Origin of the sequence: Falsiroseomonas sp. HC035, assembly GCF_050563525.1 — a bacterium.
Classification (GTDB): domain Bacteria; phylum Pseudomonadota; class Alphaproteobacteria; order Acetobacterales; family Acetobacteraceae; genus Falsiroseomonas.
Genome location: NZ_JBNXUN010000001.1, coordinates 371,389 through 388,054, shown reverse-complemented (window position 1 = coordinate 388,054; position 16,666 = coordinate 371,389). Strand labels below are relative to the sequence as shown.

Genomic DNA, 16,666 nt, shown 5'->3' with positions numbered 1-16,666 from the left:
GTCGTGAAGCGTACTTATCAGCCCTCGAAGCTCGTCCGGAAGCGCCGCCATGGCTTTCGCGCCCGCACCGAGACCGTCGGCGGGCGCCGAATCCTGGCCAATCGCCGGTCCAAGGGCCGCAAGAAGCTCTCGGCCTGAGCGCCGGGCGGGCCGGAGCTGTGCCATGCCGGCGCGCCCGCCACGGTTGAAGCTTCGGCGCGAGTTCAAGCTCGTGGCTGCGCGCGGTCAGCGTGCGGCACGCCCGGGGCTCGTGCTTCAGGTCCTGAAGGACACCGGCGCGCCGTTGCGCGTCGGGTTCACCGTTACCAAGAAGGTCGGCAACGCCGTGATCCGCAACCGCTGCAAGCGGCGGCTGCGGGAAGCGGCGCGCCTGCTGTTGGGGCAGGACGCGCCACCAGGCTTCGACCTGGTGATGATCGGCCGCGACGGCACGGCGAAGCGCGAGTTTCGCCAGTTGCTCGGCGACCTGCGCGGTGCGTTGAAGCAGGGCGGGGTCGCCGTTCCGGACCGCGAAGCATGACGCCGCAGCAGCACCTGCTACGTGGGGCGATTCGCACCTACCAGCTCACCTTGCGGCCGTTCATCGGCTGCAATTGCCGTTTCTACCCGCATTGCAGCGAGTTCGGGCTGGAAGCGGTGGCCACCCATGGCGCGATGCGCGGTGGATGGTTGACCGCTCGCCGTGTATTGCGCTGCAACCCGTGGCACCCGGGTGGCTATGACCCGGTCCCGCCACTTTCCCAGAACGTCCCCGCATCGGCGCCGCTCGCCGAACCGCGCCCGACGAAAGGCTGAATCAGGCCGTCATGGACCAGAAGCGTCTCCTCGCCGCCATTGCCCTCTCGGTCGGCATCCTGCTGCTGTTCGACCTGTGGAACCGTCCGACGCGGGAGGCGGAGCAGCGCCGCCAGGCCGAGATCGCGGCCCAGCAGGCCCCTGCGGCGGGCACGGCTGCGCCGGACGCCGCAGTGCCGGTGCCGATGCCGAGCGGCGGCGCGCCGCTGGCCCTGCCCGGTGGCGCGGCCAGTGCGGCGGCGCCGGCGGCGGGCCTGCCGCCGGAACAGCGGGTGGGGCTGGAGAATCCGGCCCTGCAGGGCAGCATCAGCCTACGTGGCGCGCGGCTGGATGACGCCATCCTGCGTGGCTACCGGGAGACGGTGCAGCCGGGGAGCGCGCTGGTCCGCCTGCTGGCGCCGCGCAGCGATGCCAACCCTTACTTCGCGCAATGGGGCTGGACCGCGGCCGATGGCCGCACGGTGGTGCCGGGGCCGGATACCGATTGGACCGCGGATGGCACCGCGCTGGCGCCCGGCGCACCGGTGACGCTGCGCTGGGACAACGGCCAGGGCCAGGAATTCCGCATCCAGCTCGAGGTCGACCAGGACTTCATGCTGACGGCGCGCCAGACCGTGCGCAACACCGGCACCGAGCCGGTGCAGGTGCTGCCCTGGGCGCGGGTGCGCCGCGAGCGCACGCCGCAGACCGCCGGCTTCTTCATCCTGCATGAGGGCTTCACCGGCGTTCTGAACGGCCGGCTGTCCGAGTGGACCTATTCGGATGCGAAGGAGGAGGCGCAGCGTCGCCGCGGCCCGGCCTTCGAGCAGGAGAGCACCGGCGGCTGGGTCGGCTTCACCGACAAGTACTGGCTGACGGCGCTGACCCCGGTGGACCAGGCGACCGCGGTGCGGGCCGCCTATCGCCACTCCGCCGAAGGTGGGCAGGATCGCTGGCAGATCGACATGGCGCCGCCCGCGCCGCAGGCCGTGGCACCGGGTGCGGAGGCCGGTCTGGCGACGCGCCTGTTCGCCGGCGCCAAGGAAGTGCGGCTGTTGGATGCCTACCGGGACAACCTGGGGATCGTCGATTTCGACAAGGCGATCGACTTCGGCTGGTTCTACTGGATCACCAAGCCGTTCTTCTACGCGATCGACTGGCTGTTCCAGATCTTCGGCAATTTCGGCGTCGCCATCCTGATCTTCACCCTGGCGCTGAAGGCGGCGTTCTTCCCGCTGGCCAACAAGGCCTACATCTCCATGGCCCGCATGAAGGTGCTGGCGCCGAAGATGACGGAGGTGCGGGAGCGCTACAAGGACGACCCGGCCAAGGCGCAGGCGGAGATGATGGCGCTGTACCGGTCGGAGAAGGTCAACCCGGCCTCCGGCTGCCTGCCCATCCTGTTGCAGATCCCGGTGTTCTTCGCGCTGTACAAGGTGCTGTTCGTCACCATCGAGATGCGGCACGCGCCGTTCTTCGGCTGGATCCGCGATCTTTCCGCGCCGGACCCGACGAACCTGTTCAACCTGTTCGGCCTGCTGCCCTACGACCCGATGGCGCTTTCCAGCTTCCTGCACATGCCGGCCTGGGCCATCGCGATGGGCATCACGATGTTCCTGCAGTTCAAGCTGAACCCGACGCCGCCGGACCCGATCCAGGCCAAGATCTTTGCCTGGATGCCGCTAATCTTCACCTTCATGCTGGCCAGCTTCCCGGCCGGCCTGGTGATCTACTGGACCTGGAACAACCTGCTTTCCATCGCGCAGCAGTACTGGATCATGCAGATGGACAAGAAGCGCCAGGCCCGCGCGCCGGCCGCGCCGCCGCCGCCGAAGCCGGCCGCGGTCGCCAAGGTCGCCGCACCCAAGGGCAAGAAGGGGTGAGCCTGCCTCCCCCCTCGCTACCGGCCGGCGGGCTCGCCGAGGCGACGACGGACGAGGAGCGCGCGGCGCTGCTCGAGGCCGGGCGGCTGCTGTTCGCGCGACCCTGCGAGTTCTTCTACGCCTCCCAGGCCATCACGCAGTTGCCGCCGGCGCAGGGGCCGGAGGTTGCATTCTGCGGGCGGTCCAATGTCGGCAAATCCTCCCTGCTCAACGCGCTGACCGGGCAGAAGGCGCTGGCGCGGGTGTCCGTCACGCCGGGCCGCACGCGCCAGCTCAACTTCTTTGCCTGCGACGAGGGCCGACTGACGCTGGTGGACATGCCGGGCTATGGCTACGCCAAGGCCTCCAAGCTGCTGAAGGAGGATTGGCAGGGGCTGATGTTCGACTTCCTGCGCGGGCGCACGACCCTGCGCCGGGTCCTGCTGCTGATGGATGCGCGGGTGGAGACGAAGCCGGCGGATCGCGCCGCGATCGACCTGCTGTCGGATGCCGCCGTCGCCTTCCAGCTGGTGATCACCAAGGCGGATGACGTGAAGGCGGCCCAGCTCGACAAGCGGATCGCGGAGGTCGAGGAGATCGTGAAGAAGCGGACGGCGGCGCATCCGCTGATCCTGATCACCAGCAGCGAGACCGGCCAGGGCATTCCGGAATTGCGAGCGGAACTTGCGGCACTGGCCTTACATTCGGCGTAATATAAAGTTAATTCTTGTGGCGCGTAATGCAGCTGGCGCACCGCAACCCGTGGTTCCGCCGGTCCCATGAGGATAAGTTCATGTTCCGCCGCCTGGCCCTGACCGCTGCCGTTTCCACCCTGCTGCTCGGGGCGGCCATCGCGCCCGCCTCCGCGCAGTGCGACACCCGCTTCACGCTGCGCAACGATTCCGGTCAGCAGGTGAACGAGTTCTATTTCGGACCCTCCTCGAACTCGAACTGGGGCCGTGACCGCCTTGGCGAGAACGTGCTGCCCGCCGGCCGGTCGGTCAGCTTCACGCCCGGCGGGCGCGGTGGTGCCTATGACTTCAAGGTGGTCTGGGCGAATGGCGAGAATGCCGAGGTCATGCGCGTGAACATCTGCGAGGCGTCCGAGATAGTTGCCACGCGTCGCGGCATCGAGGCGCGCTGAGGCTGCGCGGCATCGAGGCGCGCTGAGGCTGCGCGGCGCGGGCGGGTCCATCGCCCGCGCACTTGACCCGTTCCGCGACTGGCCCCAAACCGCGCCGCCCGCGGCGGAAGGCCCGTGGCACGGGGACTTTTGCCGATGACCGACGACGCGCTCGACCAGATGGCGATCCTCGCCGGGGCGCTGCCCTTCCTGAAGCGCTACGACGACCAGATCGTGGTGGTGAAGTATGGCGGCCACGCCATGGGGGAGGAGGAGACGGCGCTGCGGTTCGGGCGCGACATCGCGCTGCTCGAACAGGTCGGCGTCAATCCGGTGGTGGTCCACGGCGGCGGGCCGCAGATCAACGCCATGCTCAAGCGACTCGGCGTGAAGTCCAACTTCGTCCAGGGCCTGCGCGTGACCGATGAGGAGATGCTCGACGTGGTCGAGATGGTCCTCGCTGGTCCGGTGAACAAGCAGGTGGCCAGCGCCATCACCCGTGCCGGCGCCATCGCGGTGGGCATCTCGGGCAAGGATGGCGGGCTGATCCAGGCGCGCCGCCTGACGCGCACCTACCGCGACCCGGACAGCCACATCGAGAAGGTGCTTGACCTCGGCTTCGTCGGCGAGCCGGAGCATGTGGACCCGCGCGTGCTGCAACTGCTGATCGGCGCGGATATCGTGCCGGTGGTGGCGCCGGTCGGCGTCGGGGCGGATGGCCAGACCTACAACATCAATGCGGATACGGTGGCGGGTGCCATCGCCGGCGCGTTGAACGCGGAACGGCTGCTGATGCTGACCGATGTGCGCGGCGTGCTGGGCCCGGATGGCGTGTTGATCCCGGAGATGACGGTGGCGGAGGTCCGCGCCGGGATCGAGGCGGGCTGGATTTCCGGCGGCATGATCCCCAAGGTCGAGACCTGCATCTATGCGGTCGAGCGTGGCGTGAAGGGAGCGGTCATCGTCGATGGCCGCGTGCCGCACGCCGTGCTGCTGGAACTGTTCACCGGGCAGGGCGCCGGCACGCTGATCCGCCCGTAGGAGGCGGGTAGGTCAGGCGGGCAGGCCTTCCAGCAGTTCTGCCTGCCACAGCAATTCCGCCTCGCTCAGCGACCAGCGGCCTTCGGCTGTGGGGCGCACCACCTCGGGCGGGCTGAGGCCGCCCAGGACCGACTGGACCTCCGCCGCCAGCGGGGCCGACCAGCCGGCGCTGTGGCACAGCCCGGCGATGGCGCGGCCGCTGCGCAGCGCGAGCGCCGCCTCCACCCGTGCCTCCGTGGCGCCGGCGGCCTCCGCCAAGCGTTGCAGCAGCAGGTCGCGGTCGCCGGCGCGGGCGGCGGCGAACAGCTCGGCCTCGCCATCGGTGTCCGCCTGCTCCGCCGCCAGGCGCGCCGCGATCTGGGCGCGCAGCCTCAGCGTCAGCTCCGCGGGCAAGTCGCTACGGGCGGCCAGCACCCCAAGCAGGTGCGAGGCGACCATCTCGCCCAGGATGCGCGCGGCATTGGCCGGCAGTCTCGGGCGGCGGACCAGCGCGGCCTGCCAACTTGTGTGCTGACCGGCGCCTGCCACCAGGCGGTCCAGGGTCGCCTCCTGGATGGCGGCGGACGGGTTGGCCAGCAGGGCGGCGATGGCCGGTGTGTCCGCGGAGGCCGCGATGGCGTCGGCGACCGGCTCGGTCTGTGCCGGGCGGCGGGCGACGGCGCGGCGGGTGGCCGGGGCGGGCGGGTCGGTGATGAGCTCCAGCAGGTCCTGCTCGGTCAGCATCGGCGACAGGCGGATGACCTGTTCCGCGACCGGCATGGCGGTGTCGCGCGCCAGGCGCAGGATCAACTCGCGCGGTGCGTCCGGCATGTCCCGCACCGCATTGGCAATGGCGGCGCGGACTTCGACCTCGGTGTCCTCGACCAGCAGGGCCAGGGTGGCGGCGGTGAGCCGGGTGACGCGGCTGCGCGCGCGGGTGTCCAGGCTGGGTGCCAGGGTGGCGACGCGGGCGGCGAGCACGCGGCGGACCTCGGCGTTGGCATCCTCCGCCAGCAGGCGCGCGACGGCGGCTGGGGTGCCGGGGTGGGCCGCGACGGCCTGGCGAACCTCCGCCACCGGGTCGGCGGACAGGAAGGTCAGCAACTCTGGCGAGGTGTTTGGCTGGCGGGCGACGGCGGCGCGGGACTCGTCATCGCCGTGGCGGGCCAGATGGATGGCGGCGGCGTTGTCGGTCATCGGCGACGTTCCCCGGCATTGGCGCGCTTGGCGACGTACATGGCTGCGTCGGCGCGCGACAGCAGCGCCCCCACCTCCTCCTCCGGCATCGCGAGGGCGATGCCGAAGCTGGCGCGGAGCGCCGTTGGCCCCGCTTCCGGGATGCCGGGCAGGGGGCCGGGATTGCCGACATGGCGGATGCGCTCGGCGGCCTGGGCGGCATCGACGCCGTCCATCCAGAGGCAGAACTCGTCGCCGCCGAGGCGCCCGACCAGGTCATGGCCGGTGGCGACGCTGCGCAACCGGGCGGCCATCGCCCGCAGCGCGGCATCACCCACTTCGTGACCCAGCCGGTCGTTCAGCGGCTTCAGGCCATCGAGGTCGAGGAAGATCAGGGCGCCACCAGGCCGGCCGGAGGCAACCCAGAGCCGGCGGGCCAGCGCATCGGTGAAGCCGCGGCGGTTCAGCAGGCCGGTCAGCGCATCGCCATCCGCGGCATCCGTCAGTTCGCGCTGGTGCAGCGCCTTGGCGCGCAGAGCCGCTACCGGCAAGGCGAGTGCGGCCAGCAGGTCGCGGTCATCGGCCTCCAGCGGTGGCTGGCCTGCGGCGCGCCAGACCACCAGGCAGGGGCCGGATTCGGCCGCGGCCATGGCATGCAGGCCGGGTGGGGCCGGGGTGCCGGGCGGCGGCAGGGCGTGCAGCGGCGGGTGGGCGCCCACCGTATGGGCGACCCGCCAGGCGCCGTCCTCGGGCAGCAGCAGGGCAGCGCCCTCCGACGACAGCGCCGCCGGTAGCGCGGCGAGAATGGCCTCGAGCGAGGCTTCCGTGCTGCCCTGGCGCGCGGCGAGGCGCAGCAGGCTGCCGAGCGCATTGGCGCGGCGCAGCGCGCGGGCCGCGACCTCCCCCTGGCGTTCGGTCGCGGTGATGTCCCGCGCGACGCCGCGCAGCGTGCCCCCGGGCTGCGGCATCAGGCAGAAGTCGAGGCAGGCCTCGGTGCCATCGGCGCGGTGCAGCCGGGCCCTGACGTTGCGCCGGCGACCGACGCAGGCGAAGGGCCCGGGGCCCGGGGAGGCCAGCAGCGCCACCGCCGGCGTGCCGAGCAGCGCCTCCGCCGCATGGCCCAATACGTCCTCCGGCGCGAGGAAGGTGAAGCAGCCGCCCGCGTCCAGTTCGAAGACCATGTCGGCGGCGAGCAGGGCGAAGTCGCGCCAGCGCGCACGGCTTTCGACCAGGGCCAGGGAAAGCGGCGCGTTGCCGTCCTGCAAGGGACCGGGTGCTGCGGCGGATGCGGGGGGGATGTGGCCGTCCATGCCGCGATTCTATGGGACGGCGATGAAGGCGCGGTTAGCGCGGCGGGTGTCGTTGACGGGGCGCGGCCGGACACGCACAAGGCAGCACAGTCTCAACCCGGCAGAACCAGGACACGACCCCCGCCATGGACATGACGCGTTTGCAGGCCGGCATCGAGGCGCTGTGGCAACGGCGGGACCAGGTGAACGCACAGACCCAGGGCGCGGATCGCGACCAGGTGGAGGCGGCGCTGGAGGTGCTGGATTCCGGCAAGGCGCGTGTTGCCCAGCCGGGCGCGGCGGGCGCCTGGGTGGTGAACCAGTGGCTGAAGCAGGCGGTGCTGCTGAGCTTCCGGCTGACCGACAGCGCGCCGATGGAGGTCGGCACCGGGGCCTATGACAAGGTGCCACTGAAGTTCGCCGACTGGGGTGCCAACCGCTTCAGGGAAGCCGGCTTCCGCGCCGTGCCGGGCGCCATCGTGCGGCGGTCCGCCTACATCGCGCCGGGCGTGGTGCTGATGCCGTCCTTCGTGAACCTTGGGGCCTATGTCGATTCCGGCACCATGGTGGATACCTGGGCCACCATCGGGTCCTGCGCCCAGATCGGGAAGAATTGCCACATCTCCGGCGGTGCCGGCATCGGCGGGGTGCTGGAGCCGTTGCAGGCCAATCCGGTGGTGATCGAGGATGAATGCTTCGTCGGCGCCCGGTCCGAGGTGGCGGAGGGCGTGATCGTGGAACGCGGCAGCGTGCTGTCCATGGGCGTGTTCCTCGGGGCTTCGACGAAGATCATCGACCGGGCGACGGGCGAGGTCTTCATCGGCCGCGTGCCGGCCTATTCGGTGGTGGTGCCCGGCAGCCTGCCGGGCAAGCCGTTGCCGGATGGCTCGCCGGGGCCGAGCCTGTACTGCGCGGTGATCGTGAAGCGGGTGGATGCGCAGACGCGGTCGAAGACCTCGATCAACGAATTGCTGCGCGATTGAGCGTCACCGCCATGCGGAACGACATGCCGGACCCGGTGCCGCTGGCCCAGGCGCTGATCCGCTGCCGGTCCGTCACGCCGGCCGATGACGGGGCGCTGGCGGTGCTGGAGGCGGCGCTGGCGCCGCTCGGCTTCGCCTGCCACCGGCTGCGCTTCGGCGAGGTGGAGAACCTGTACGCGCGCCGGGGCGCCGGCGGGCCACACCTGATGTTCGCCGGGCACACCGACGTGGTGCCGCCCGGCCAGGCGACCTGGACCGTCGACCCGTTTGGCGGGGAGGTGTGCGACGGCCTGCTGTTCGGCCGCGGCGCCACCGACATGAAGGGCGGGGTCGCGGCCTGGGTCGCCGCGGTGCAGGACGTGGTGGCCCGCAAACCCGGTCGTCCGGGCAGCCTGTCCCTGCTCATCACCGGCGACGAGGAAGGCCCCGCCACCGATGGCACCGTGCGGGTGCTGGAATGGCTGGCGGAGCGGGGCGAGATCCCGGATGCCTGCGTGGTGGGGGAGCCGACGAGCAAGGTGGTGCTGGGCGATACCATCAAGGTCGGCCGGCGCGGCAGCCTGAACGCCAGCATCACGGTGCAGGGCACGCAGGGCCACAGCGCCTATCCGCAGCGCGCCGACAACCCGGTGCACCGGCTGGTGCGCGTGCTCGGGGCGCTGACCGCGGAGGCGCTGGACAGGGGCACCGAGTTCTTCGAGCCCTCGACCCTGCAGGTCACCAGCTTCGATGTCGGCAACACGGCGACCAACGTGATTCCGGCCGGCGCCACGGCGCGGCTGAACATCCGCTTCAACGACCGGCACACGGAAGCTTCCCTGACCGCGCATCTGCGGGAGGTGCTGGCGCGGGAGGCGCCGCGGCACGAGCTGGCCGTGGTGTGTTCGGGCGAGGCGTTCCTGACCCAGCCAGGCCCCTTCGTCGCGGCGCTGGAGCGGGCGGTGCGGGCCGAGTGCGGGCGGGATGCGACGCTGGATACCGGCGGCGGCACCTCCGATGCGCGGTTCATCGCGCGGTATTGCCCGGTGGCGGAACTTGGCGCGGTGGGCGCCACCATGCACCAGGCGGATGAATCGACCCCGGTCGAGGAACTGCGGGCGCTGGCCAGGCTCTATGCGCGGGTGATCGAGGAGTTTTCCGGCTGAGCGGCACGCCCAATCCTCCGCCTGACCCCTCGCCCGATCCCCCGCCGGGCCCGCCGCTGCGGCTGACCATCACGGCCGGCATCCTGGGCGCCTTCCTGCTGGGCCGCGGGCGCGCGGAGGGGATGGCGCTGATGGAGGCGACGCCGGCCGGCGCGCTGCGGTCCTTCGCGGCCGCGGCGATCTGCCTGCCGGCCTTCCTGGCCCTCCGGCTGCTGTCCTGGTCCACCATGGAGGCACCACCGGAAGCCCTGGCCCGGCCGCTGTTCGCGGAACTCACCGGCTATGTCTATGGCTGGACGCTGTTCGCGCTGGTCAGCCTGCCGGTGATCGCGGGCTGGGGCCGGGCAGCGCAGTGGCCGCGCTTCCTGTCGGCCTGGAACTGGATCAGCGTGGTGCAGTACCTGCTGCAGATCGTCCTCGCGGTGCTGCTGATGCTCGGGCTGCCGGGGATGCTGGCGCAGGTGGCGACGCTGGTGGTGGTGGGCTACTCGCTGTGGCTGGAATGGTTCATGGCGCGCGCCGCACTCGGCATCTCGGGCCGGCGGGCAACGGGGCTGGTGGTGCTGGATCTGGGGCTTGGCCTGTTCATCGCCGGCTTCGTGCAGCGGCTTTCGATCGGCTGAGGGGACAGGGCGGAACATGGAAACGCGTTACGACGTGGCGGCGCTGACGCGCTTCGCCACCGCTGCCTGCGAGGCCGCGGGCCTGGATGCGGACAAGGCGGCGGCGGTGGCCGAGGTGCTGGTCGAGGGCGACCTGATGGGCCACGACACGCACGGCCTGGCGCTGCTGACACCCTACCTGGATGCGCTGGCCTCCGGCGACATGCGGGCGGAGGGCGCGCCGGAGGTATTGGCCGTGACCGCCGTCGCCGAGACCTGGGATGGGCGCAAGCTGCCGGGGCCGTGGCTGGTGCGGGAGGCGATCGCCAAGGCCGAGGCGGCGGCGCGGGAGATGGGCATTGGCGTGGTCAGCATCGGCCGCTGCCACCATATCGGGGCGCTCGCCGCCTATGGCCCACCGGTGGCGGCGGCGGGGCGGATGCTGCTGCTGACCTGTTCGGACCCGGCGACGGGCTCGGTCGCACCCTGGGGCGGCACGCGGCGGGTGTACACGCCGAATCCGCTGGCCGCCGCCTGGCCGACGCCGGAGGGGCCGGTGCTGATCGACGTGTCCATGTCCATCACCACCAACGGCATGACGGCCCGCAAGCGCGCCCAGGGTGCGTCATTTGACCATCCGGTGCTGCTGGACGGGGCGGGGGAGCCCTCGGCCGATCCGAACGTGTTCTGGCAGGACGGCACGCTGCTGCCTCTGGGCGGGGTCGAGTCGGGGCACAAGGGCTTCGCGCTGGGACTGCTGGTCGAGGTGCTGACCAGTGCGCTGGCCGGCCACGGGCGGGCGGATGCGCCGACCGGCTGGGGGGCTTCCGTGCTGGTCATGGTGATCGACCCGGCCCGCTTCGGCGGCACCGCCGCCTTCCTGCGGGAGACCGGATGGATGGCGGAGGCCGTGCATTCCAACCCGCCGCGGCCGGGCTGGCCGGCGCCGCGGCTGCCGGGGGAGCGTGCGATGGCACGGAAGGCGGCGGCGATGGCGCAAGGTGTGGTGCTGCATCCGGGAATCCCGGAGGCGCTGGAGAAGTTGGCGGGACGTTTCGGGCTGGCCGTGCCCGCCACGCGCTGAAGCCCGCAGCCTGACCGGCACCCGGAAGGGTGCCGGCCCGGCCTGCGGAAGGCGTCGGACGGCTCAGGCGAACCAGAGCAGGCCGTCATGCTGCGACGGGGTCGGCAGGTCGGCCTGGGTCAAGCCGGCCCAGGTGACGGACGTGTCGATCACCCCGTTGTTGTCGAGGTCCGCGTGCAGCGTCGCGCCGCGGTAGCCCTCGGTCCCGGCATTCTCCAGCCAGGTCGCCTGGCTGACGCCATTGACCCAGCCCCACAAGGCGAGTTCCTCCCCGCCCTGCCAGTCCGTGATGGTGGACCAGGTGGTCTCGCCGTTGCGGCCATCCAGGAAGAAGATGTCCCGCCCGGCGCCGCCGGTCAGGAAGTTGGACCCGGTGCCGCCATCCAGCACGTCGTCGCCATCGCCGCCGCTGATGGCATCGTCGCCGGCGCCGAGGTGGATGAAGTCGTTGGATGCGGTGCCGGACACGGCCTCGTTCGCCGCGCTGCCGGTGAAGGCGTAGGTCAGGCCGGCGACCGGGCCGACATAGCCAACCGCCTGGGTCTGCCCGGCGACATCGGTCTCCGTCATGGTGAACTGGAAGAAGGGCAGGGGCGGCGGCGCGGCGACCGGGACGGGCAGCGAGGAGACGGCCTCATCCGTGCCCTGCTGGTCGGTGTAGCTGGCCAGGACAGAGATCGCGGTGCCGAGCTGCGCCGCGGTCAGGGCGAAGGTGGCGTTGGTGGCACCCGCGATGTCGGTACCATCGGCGCGCCACTGGTAGCTGACGGTGCCCAGGCCGTCCTCGTCGGCCAGCGCGTTGCTGGCGGTGAGGATCTGGCCCGCGGCCGGGGTGCCGGAGATGGTGACCGGGCCGGTCGGTGCGTCGTTGACGTTGGCGACGGCGGTGGTGGCGTCGGAGGCGAGGCTTTCGTCGGTGCCCTGGCCGTCGGTGTAGCTGGCGACGACGGTGATGGTCGTGCCGACCTGTGCCTGGGCCAGGGTGAGGGTGGCGCCGGTTGCACCGACGATGTCGATGCCGCCCGACCGCCACTGGTAGGACACGGTGCCCAGGCCGTCTGCATCGGCCAGGGTGTTGCTGGCGGTGAGCACCTGGTCCTCGGTCGGGATGCCGACAATGGTCACGGAACCGGTCGGCGCATCGTTGACGTTGAGCACCGCGCTTGTCGGAGGCGAGATGACCTGCTCATCCGTGCCCTGGCCATCGGTGTAGCTGGCGACCAGATCGATGACCGTGCCGACCTGCGCCTGGGTCAGGGTTAAGCTTTCGCCAGTTGCGCCGGCAATGGCCACGCCATCGGCGCGCCACTGCAGGCTGACCGGGCCGAGCACGTCCTCGTCGGCCAGTTCGCCCGTGACGGTGAGGGTTCCGCCTTTCGTCGGCGTGCCGGCAATGATCGGCCCGCCAACCGGCGGGTCATTGACATTGAGGACGGCGGTGGTGGCGTCGGAGGCGCGGCTTTCGTTGACGCCCTGGCCGTCGGTGTAGCTGGCGACCACGGTGATAAGGGTGCCGACCTGTGCCTGGCCCAGGGTCAGCGTGCCGCCGGTGGCGCCGGCGATGTTGGTGCCGTTGGACTGCCACTGGTACGCCACGGTGCCGAGGCCGTCTGCATCGGCCAGCGTGTTGCTGGCCGTCAGGACTTGGTCCTCGGTGGGTGTGCCGGTGATGGTCGCGGTGCCGGTCGGCGCATCGTTGACGTTGGCGACGGAGCCGGTGGCAAAGCCGAAGAGGCTCTCGGCTGTGTTCTGCTGGTCTATGTAGTTGACCCAGACGGAGATGCTGGCGCCGACCTCGGCCTGGGTCAGGGTGAAGGTCGTACTCGTGGCACCATCAATGACGGCGCCATTGGCGAGCCACTGGTAGTTGAAGGCGCCAAGCCCGTCCTCATCGGCCACGGCCGCCGGATTGGCCGTCAGGATCTCGCCCTGGGTCATGATGCCGGTGATGGTGACGTCGCCCGTCGGAAAGTCGTTGAGGTTCTCGACGAGGTTGGTGGCGCTGGAGGGGACGGACTCGGCCCGGCCCGAACCATCGGTGTAGCTGGCGACGACCGTGATGACGGTGCCGACCTGGACCTGGCCCAGCGTGAAGGTGTCGCCGGTGGCGCCGGCGATGTCGGCGCCGTTCGACTGCCACTGGTAGCTGACCGTGCCCAGGCCGTCCGGATCGACCAGGGTATTGCTGGCGGTGAGGGTCTGGTCCTCGCGCGGGAAGCCGGTGATGAGCACCTCGCCACTGGGCAGGCTGTTGAGGGCGAAGTTGAGCATCTCGATGTCGATCAGCGTATCGGTGCCGTCGGGGGTGCCGTCGCGGTTATCGACGACCTGCGTCGGGTTGCCGTCGATGTCGGAGGTGATGGTGTAGTCGCTGCGGGCGCCGGAATAGAAGGCGGTATCGGTGCCCGCGCCGCCGTTCAGCGCATCGTTGCCGGCGCCGCCGGTGAAGCTGTCATCGCCATCGCCGCTGGTCAGGGAGTCGTTGCCGCCGTTGCCTACCAGGATGTCGATGCCGTCGCCGCTGATGACGCTATCGTTGGACGAACCGCCCAGGTAGGTGAAGTTCTCGACACCGACGAACTCGACGTAGACCTGACCCGCATCTTCGAGATAGCCGCTGTAGCCCGTCGCGAGGGTCCCGCCGTCGATGACGACGAACATGGACGTGTCCTCATCACGGAGATCCAGGACCAGGCGGTCGTCATCGGCGCCCGCATTGATGGTCCCGCCGAGCGGGGCCTTGACCGTGATCAGGTCCGAGCCGCTGCCGGCCACGATGGTCATCGGGCCCCTGCCGGCCGTGATGACATCGGCGCCCGCGCCGGAGGTGATGATGTTGGTGCCGTCGCCGCCGGTGATGACGTTGCCGCCATCCAGCGCCGTGATCGTGTTGACCCCGTCCCCAGCAACGATGGTGTTGACGCCCTGGCCGGCGATGATGGTGTTGGCGCCGTCGCCGGCGTCGATCAGGTTGTCGCCGTCGCCGACGGTGAAGGTGTCCGCATCGGCGCCGCCGGTCAGTGTGTTGTTGCCCTCGCCAGCGGTGACGGTGTTGGCGCCGTTGCCGGCCTCGATGATGTCATCGCCGTCGCCCGTGGTGAGCGTGTCCGCGGCGGCGCCGGTCAGGACCGTGAAGTTCTCGATCGTGCCGTCGGTGATGACGACGGAGCGGCCGCCGCCGCCGGCCTCGGTGAAGTTGGAGGTCGAGTTGCCGGTGACGCTGCCGGTCGCCAGGCTGTAGTCGACGACCAGGCGGTCGACGCCGCCGCCGCCATCGACGGCGTCGACGCCGGAGGAGACGGTGATGACGTTGTCGCCGTCATTGCCGACGATGCCGTTGCCATCTGCGCCGTCGAGGATGGCGATGGGCGCATCGCCGGTCAGGGCGAACAGCGCGACGCCCGCGCCGAGCTGCAGGACGATGCCGGTGGAGGTCGCGGTGCCGTCGACCGTCAGGTTGTTCGTGGAAATGGTCGCGGATTCGCTGCCGTAGCCGGCCTCGATCGAGAGAGTGTCGCCGGCAAGGGCGGCGACCAGTGCATCGGCAATGGAGGAATGGGTCGAGGTCGGACCGACCGTGAGAATGGCCATGGGTGTCTCCTGAGCGGAGACGGCGAAGAGATGTCTGAATCCCCGAACCGCGTGCGCCGTGATGGTCTGCGGCCATGGCGGGTGCCAGGGCTGTGGGGCTTGTTCGGGTGAAGAAGAGGCCGGCCGGCTTGTGCACGGGCCATGCCACCGCGGGTGGTCAGGATGGGGTTGTACCCCTGGACAATCGCCTGCGCCTGTTGGGTGCGGGCGGTTGTCTAACGACCTCTGGTTGCAAAGCGTTACGCTTCATACAGTATTCAGTCAATGTGCTTGCGCACACGTTGACGTGCGGCTCGCCTTCCCGGACCTTGATGCATATCGGCGCATCCGGAGGCGTGTGCGGGGCTTAGCCTATCTCGACCAGCTTGGTTCCGGCTCGTAGCGGGCGAAGCGGAAGGTCAGGCCGTCCGGGGGTGCCGTCTGGCCGGCCTTAGCGCGATCCAGGCCTTCCAGCACCTGGCGCGGCCAGGTGACGGGGCGGCGGCCCTGGCCGACCTCCACGAGCGTGCCGACCAGGTTGCGGACCTGGTGGTGCAGGAAGCTGCGGGCCTCTGCGGTAATCACCACCTCCTCCCCGCACCGTGCCACGTCCAGCACGTCCAGCGTCCGCAGGGCTGATTTCGCCTGACAGGCGGCGGCGCGGTAGGCGGAGAAGTCGTGCCGCCCGAGCAGGGTCTGCGCCGCCGCGTGCATCGTCGCCGCGTCCAGGGGGCGCTTGACGTGCCAGGCCTTGGCGGCAGCCAGCGCCGGGCGGGCCGGGCGGTTGAGGATGCGGTAGCGGTAGCCGCGGCCGAGGCAGTCGAAGCGCGCCGACCAGTCCGGTGCCACACGCGCCGCCGCCCGCACCACGACGGGGAGGGGCTGGGTGCGGAAGTTCAGCGCGTCCCGCACCCGCTCGGGCGGCAGGTCCAGCGCCAGGTCGAGGTCGGCGACCGCGCCTTCCGCGTGCACGCCGGCATCGGTGCGGCCGGCGCCGGTCGCGGTGGGCGTGATGCCGTTGTTCAGCGGCGCAGCGGCTTCCTCCAGCACCTGCTGCACCGAAAGCAGGGCGCCCTGGCGCTGCCAGCCGCAGAAGCGCGTGCCGTCGAATTCCAGCAGCAGGGCGTAGCGCGGCATCAGGCGAGGCGCGAGGGCAGGGCGAAGCCACGCAGGAATTCGGCGGCCGGCTGCGCGGCGCGGCCGGGCCGCTGCAGGCGCAGCAGGCGCAATGCGCCACTGCCGCAGGCGACGGTCTGGGCGTCCAGCAGGGTGCCGGGGGGGCCGCTGCCCTGGGCGGGTTCGCCGGCGAGCACGCGGATGGTTTCGGCGCCAGCCTGGAAGTAGCAGCCGGGCCAGGGGGTGAGGGCTCGAATGCGGCGGTCCAGCGCCAAGGCCTCCTGCGTCCAGTCCAGGCGGCCATCGGCCTTGGCCAGCTTCGGGGCGTAGGATGCGCCCGACTCGGGCTGCGGCACGGCCCATGGGTTTTCCGCCAGGGCGCGCAGGATCAGGCGGGCACCCATTGCGGCCAGCGTGTCGTGCAGTTCGGGCGTGGTGGCGCGGGGGCCGATCGGGGCGGCTTCGGCCAGCAGCATCGGGCCGGTGTCCAGCCCTTCCTCCATCTGCATGATGGTGATGCCGGTCTCGGCATCGCCGGCCAGGATCGCCGCCTGGATCGGCCCGGCGCCGCGCCAGCGCGGCAGCAGCGAGGCATGGATGTTCAGGCATCCGCGACGCGGGGCGTCCAGCATCGGCTTCGGCAGGATCAGGCCGTAGGCGGCGACCACCGCGGCATCGAGGTCGAGCGCCGCGAAGGCCGCGTGTTCCGCCGCATCGCGCCGCACCCGCGCCGGGGTGCGGACGGGCAGGCCGAGGTCGAGTGCGGCGCGGTGAACCGGGCAGGGGGTTTCGCGCTGGCCGCGCCCGGCGGGCTTGGGCGGCTGGGTGTAGACGGCGGCGATCTCATGCCCCGCCGCGTGCAGCGCCCGCAGCGCCGGCACCGCGAAATCCGGGCTGCCCATGAAGGCGAGGCGGAGCTTCG

General features: G+C 71.0%; 16 protein-coding genes. 11 read left to right on the top strand and 5 right to left on the bottom strand.

Translation table 11 applies throughout. The features are described 5' to 3' along the window. The first annotated feature begins 3 nt into the window (after positions 1–3). From rpmH to argB, 7 genes are all read left to right on the top strand, one after another. Entirely contained in the window at positions 4–138 is a 135-nt protein-coding gene (gene rpmH / locus ACLF3G_RS01905) for a 50S ribosomal protein L34 (RefSeq protein ID WP_083813583.1), read from the top strand. A 25-nt stretch (positions 139–163) separates the two neighbouring features. Next, the gene (rnpA, locus tag ACLF3G_RS01900) at positions 164–520 is read left to right on the top strand and encodes a ribonuclease P protein component (protein ID WP_430667618.1); all 357 of its coding nucleotides are present in this window, start codon (positions 164–166) and stop codon (positions 518–520) included. Then, positions 517–795, top strand: a complete 279-nt coding sequence (gene yidD / locus ACLF3G_RS01895) for a membrane protein insertion efficiency factor YidD (RefSeq protein WP_430667617.1) — start codon at positions 517–519, stop codon at positions 793–795. The genes rnpA and yidD overlap by 4 nt, the downstream gene beginning before the upstream one ends. Positions 796–806: 11 nt before the next feature. After that, complete coding sequence (gene yidC, locus ACLF3G_RS01890; RefSeq protein WP_430667616.1) at positions 807–2,657, top strand: membrane protein insertase YidC; 1,851 nt, start codon at positions 807–809, stop codon at positions 2,655–2,657. Further along, entirely contained in the window at positions 2,654–3,349 is a 696-nt protein-coding gene (gene yihA, locus ACLF3G_RS01885) for a ribosome biogenesis GTP-binding protein YihA/YsxC (RefSeq protein WP_430667615.1), read from the top strand. The genes yidC and yihA overlap by 4 nt, the downstream gene beginning before the upstream one ends. Positions 3,350–3,429: 80 nt before the next feature. Next, positions 3,430–3,780, top strand: coding sequence for a hypothetical protein (locus tag ACLF3G_RS01880; RefSeq protein WP_430667614.1), 351 nt, complete (start codon positions 3,430–3,432; stop codon positions 3,778–3,780). Positions 3,781–3,915: 135 nt separating this feature from the next. Beyond that, the gene (gene argB, locus ACLF3G_RS01875; RefSeq protein ID WP_430667613.1) at positions 3,916–4,800 is read left to right on the top strand and encodes an acetylglutamate kinase; all 885 of its coding nucleotides are present in this window, start codon (positions 3,916–3,918) and stop codon (positions 4,798–4,800) included. 12 nt (positions 4,801–4,812) lie between these two features. On the opposite strand, the gene ACLF3G_RS01870 is transcribed toward argB, so the two are convergent. Continuing rightward, on the bottom strand, positions 4,813–5,976 hold the full coding sequence (locus ACLF3G_RS01870) for a DUF2336 domain-containing protein (RefSeq protein ID WP_430667612.1): 1,164 nt from the start codon (positions 5,974–5,976) through the stop codon (positions 4,813–4,815). Continuing rightward, on the bottom strand, positions 5,973–7,265 hold the full coding sequence (locus ACLF3G_RS01865) for a diguanylate cyclase domain-containing protein (protein WP_430667611.1): 1,293 nt from the start codon (positions 7,263–7,265) through the stop codon (positions 5,973–5,975). The genes ACLF3G_RS01870 and ACLF3G_RS01865 overlap by 4 nt, the downstream gene beginning before the upstream one ends. A 125-nt stretch (positions 7,266–7,390) precedes the next feature. Between ACLF3G_RS01865 and dapD the strand changes: the two genes are divergently transcribed. The 4 genes from dapD to ACLF3G_RS01845 all read left to right on the top strand — a co-directional run bounded on the left by dapD (position 7,391) and on the right by ACLF3G_RS01845 (position 11,058). After that, entirely contained in the window at positions 7,391–8,227 is an 837-nt protein-coding gene (gene dapD, locus ACLF3G_RS01860) for a 2,3,4,5-tetrahydropyridine-2,6-dicarboxylate N-succinyltransferase (RefSeq protein WP_430667610.1), read from the top strand. Positions 8,228–8,238: 11 nt separating this feature from the next. Beyond that, positions 8,239–9,372, top strand: coding sequence for a succinyl-diaminopimelate desuccinylase (dapE, locus tag ACLF3G_RS01855; protein ID WP_430667609.1), 1,134 nt, complete (start codon positions 8,239–8,241; stop codon positions 9,370–9,372). A 131-nt stretch (positions 9,373–9,503) separates the two neighbouring features. Continuing rightward, on the top strand, positions 9,504–9,995 hold the full coding sequence (locus ACLF3G_RS01850) for a hypothetical protein (protein ID WP_430667608.1): 492 nt from the start codon (positions 9,504–9,506) through the stop codon (positions 9,993–9,995). A gap of 16 nt (positions 9,996–10,011) precedes the next feature. Beyond that, positions 10,012–11,058 carry an Ldh family oxidoreductase gene (locus tag ACLF3G_RS01845; protein ID WP_430667607.1) on the top strand — a complete coding sequence of 349 codons (1,047 nt, stop codon included), beginning with the start codon at positions 10,012–10,014 and terminating at the stop codon, positions 11,056–11,058. 63 nt (positions 11,059–11,121) lie between these two features. On the opposite strand, the gene ACLF3G_RS01840 is transcribed toward ACLF3G_RS01845, so the two are convergent. From ACLF3G_RS01840 to fmt, 3 genes are all read right to left on the bottom strand, one after another. After that, a complete protein-coding gene (locus ACLF3G_RS01840; protein WP_430667606.1) occupies positions 11,122–14,649 on the bottom strand; it encodes a beta strand repeat-containing protein in 3,528 nt (1,175 codons plus the stop codon). Positions 14,650–15,000: 351 nt separating this feature from the next. Continuing rightward, a complete protein-coding gene (gene truA / locus ACLF3G_RS01835; protein ID WP_430667605.1) occupies positions 15,001–15,765 on the bottom strand; it encodes a tRNA pseudouridine(38-40) synthase TruA in 765 nt (254 codons plus the stop codon). Beyond that, on the bottom strand, positions 15,765–16,646 hold the full coding sequence (gene fmt, locus ACLF3G_RS01830; protein WP_430668127.1) for a methionyl-tRNA formyltransferase: 882 nt from the start codon (positions 16,644–16,646) through the stop codon (positions 15,765–15,767). Before fmt ends, truA begins: the two co-directional genes overlap by 1 nt. Positions 16,647–16,666 lie beyond the last annotated feature (20 nt).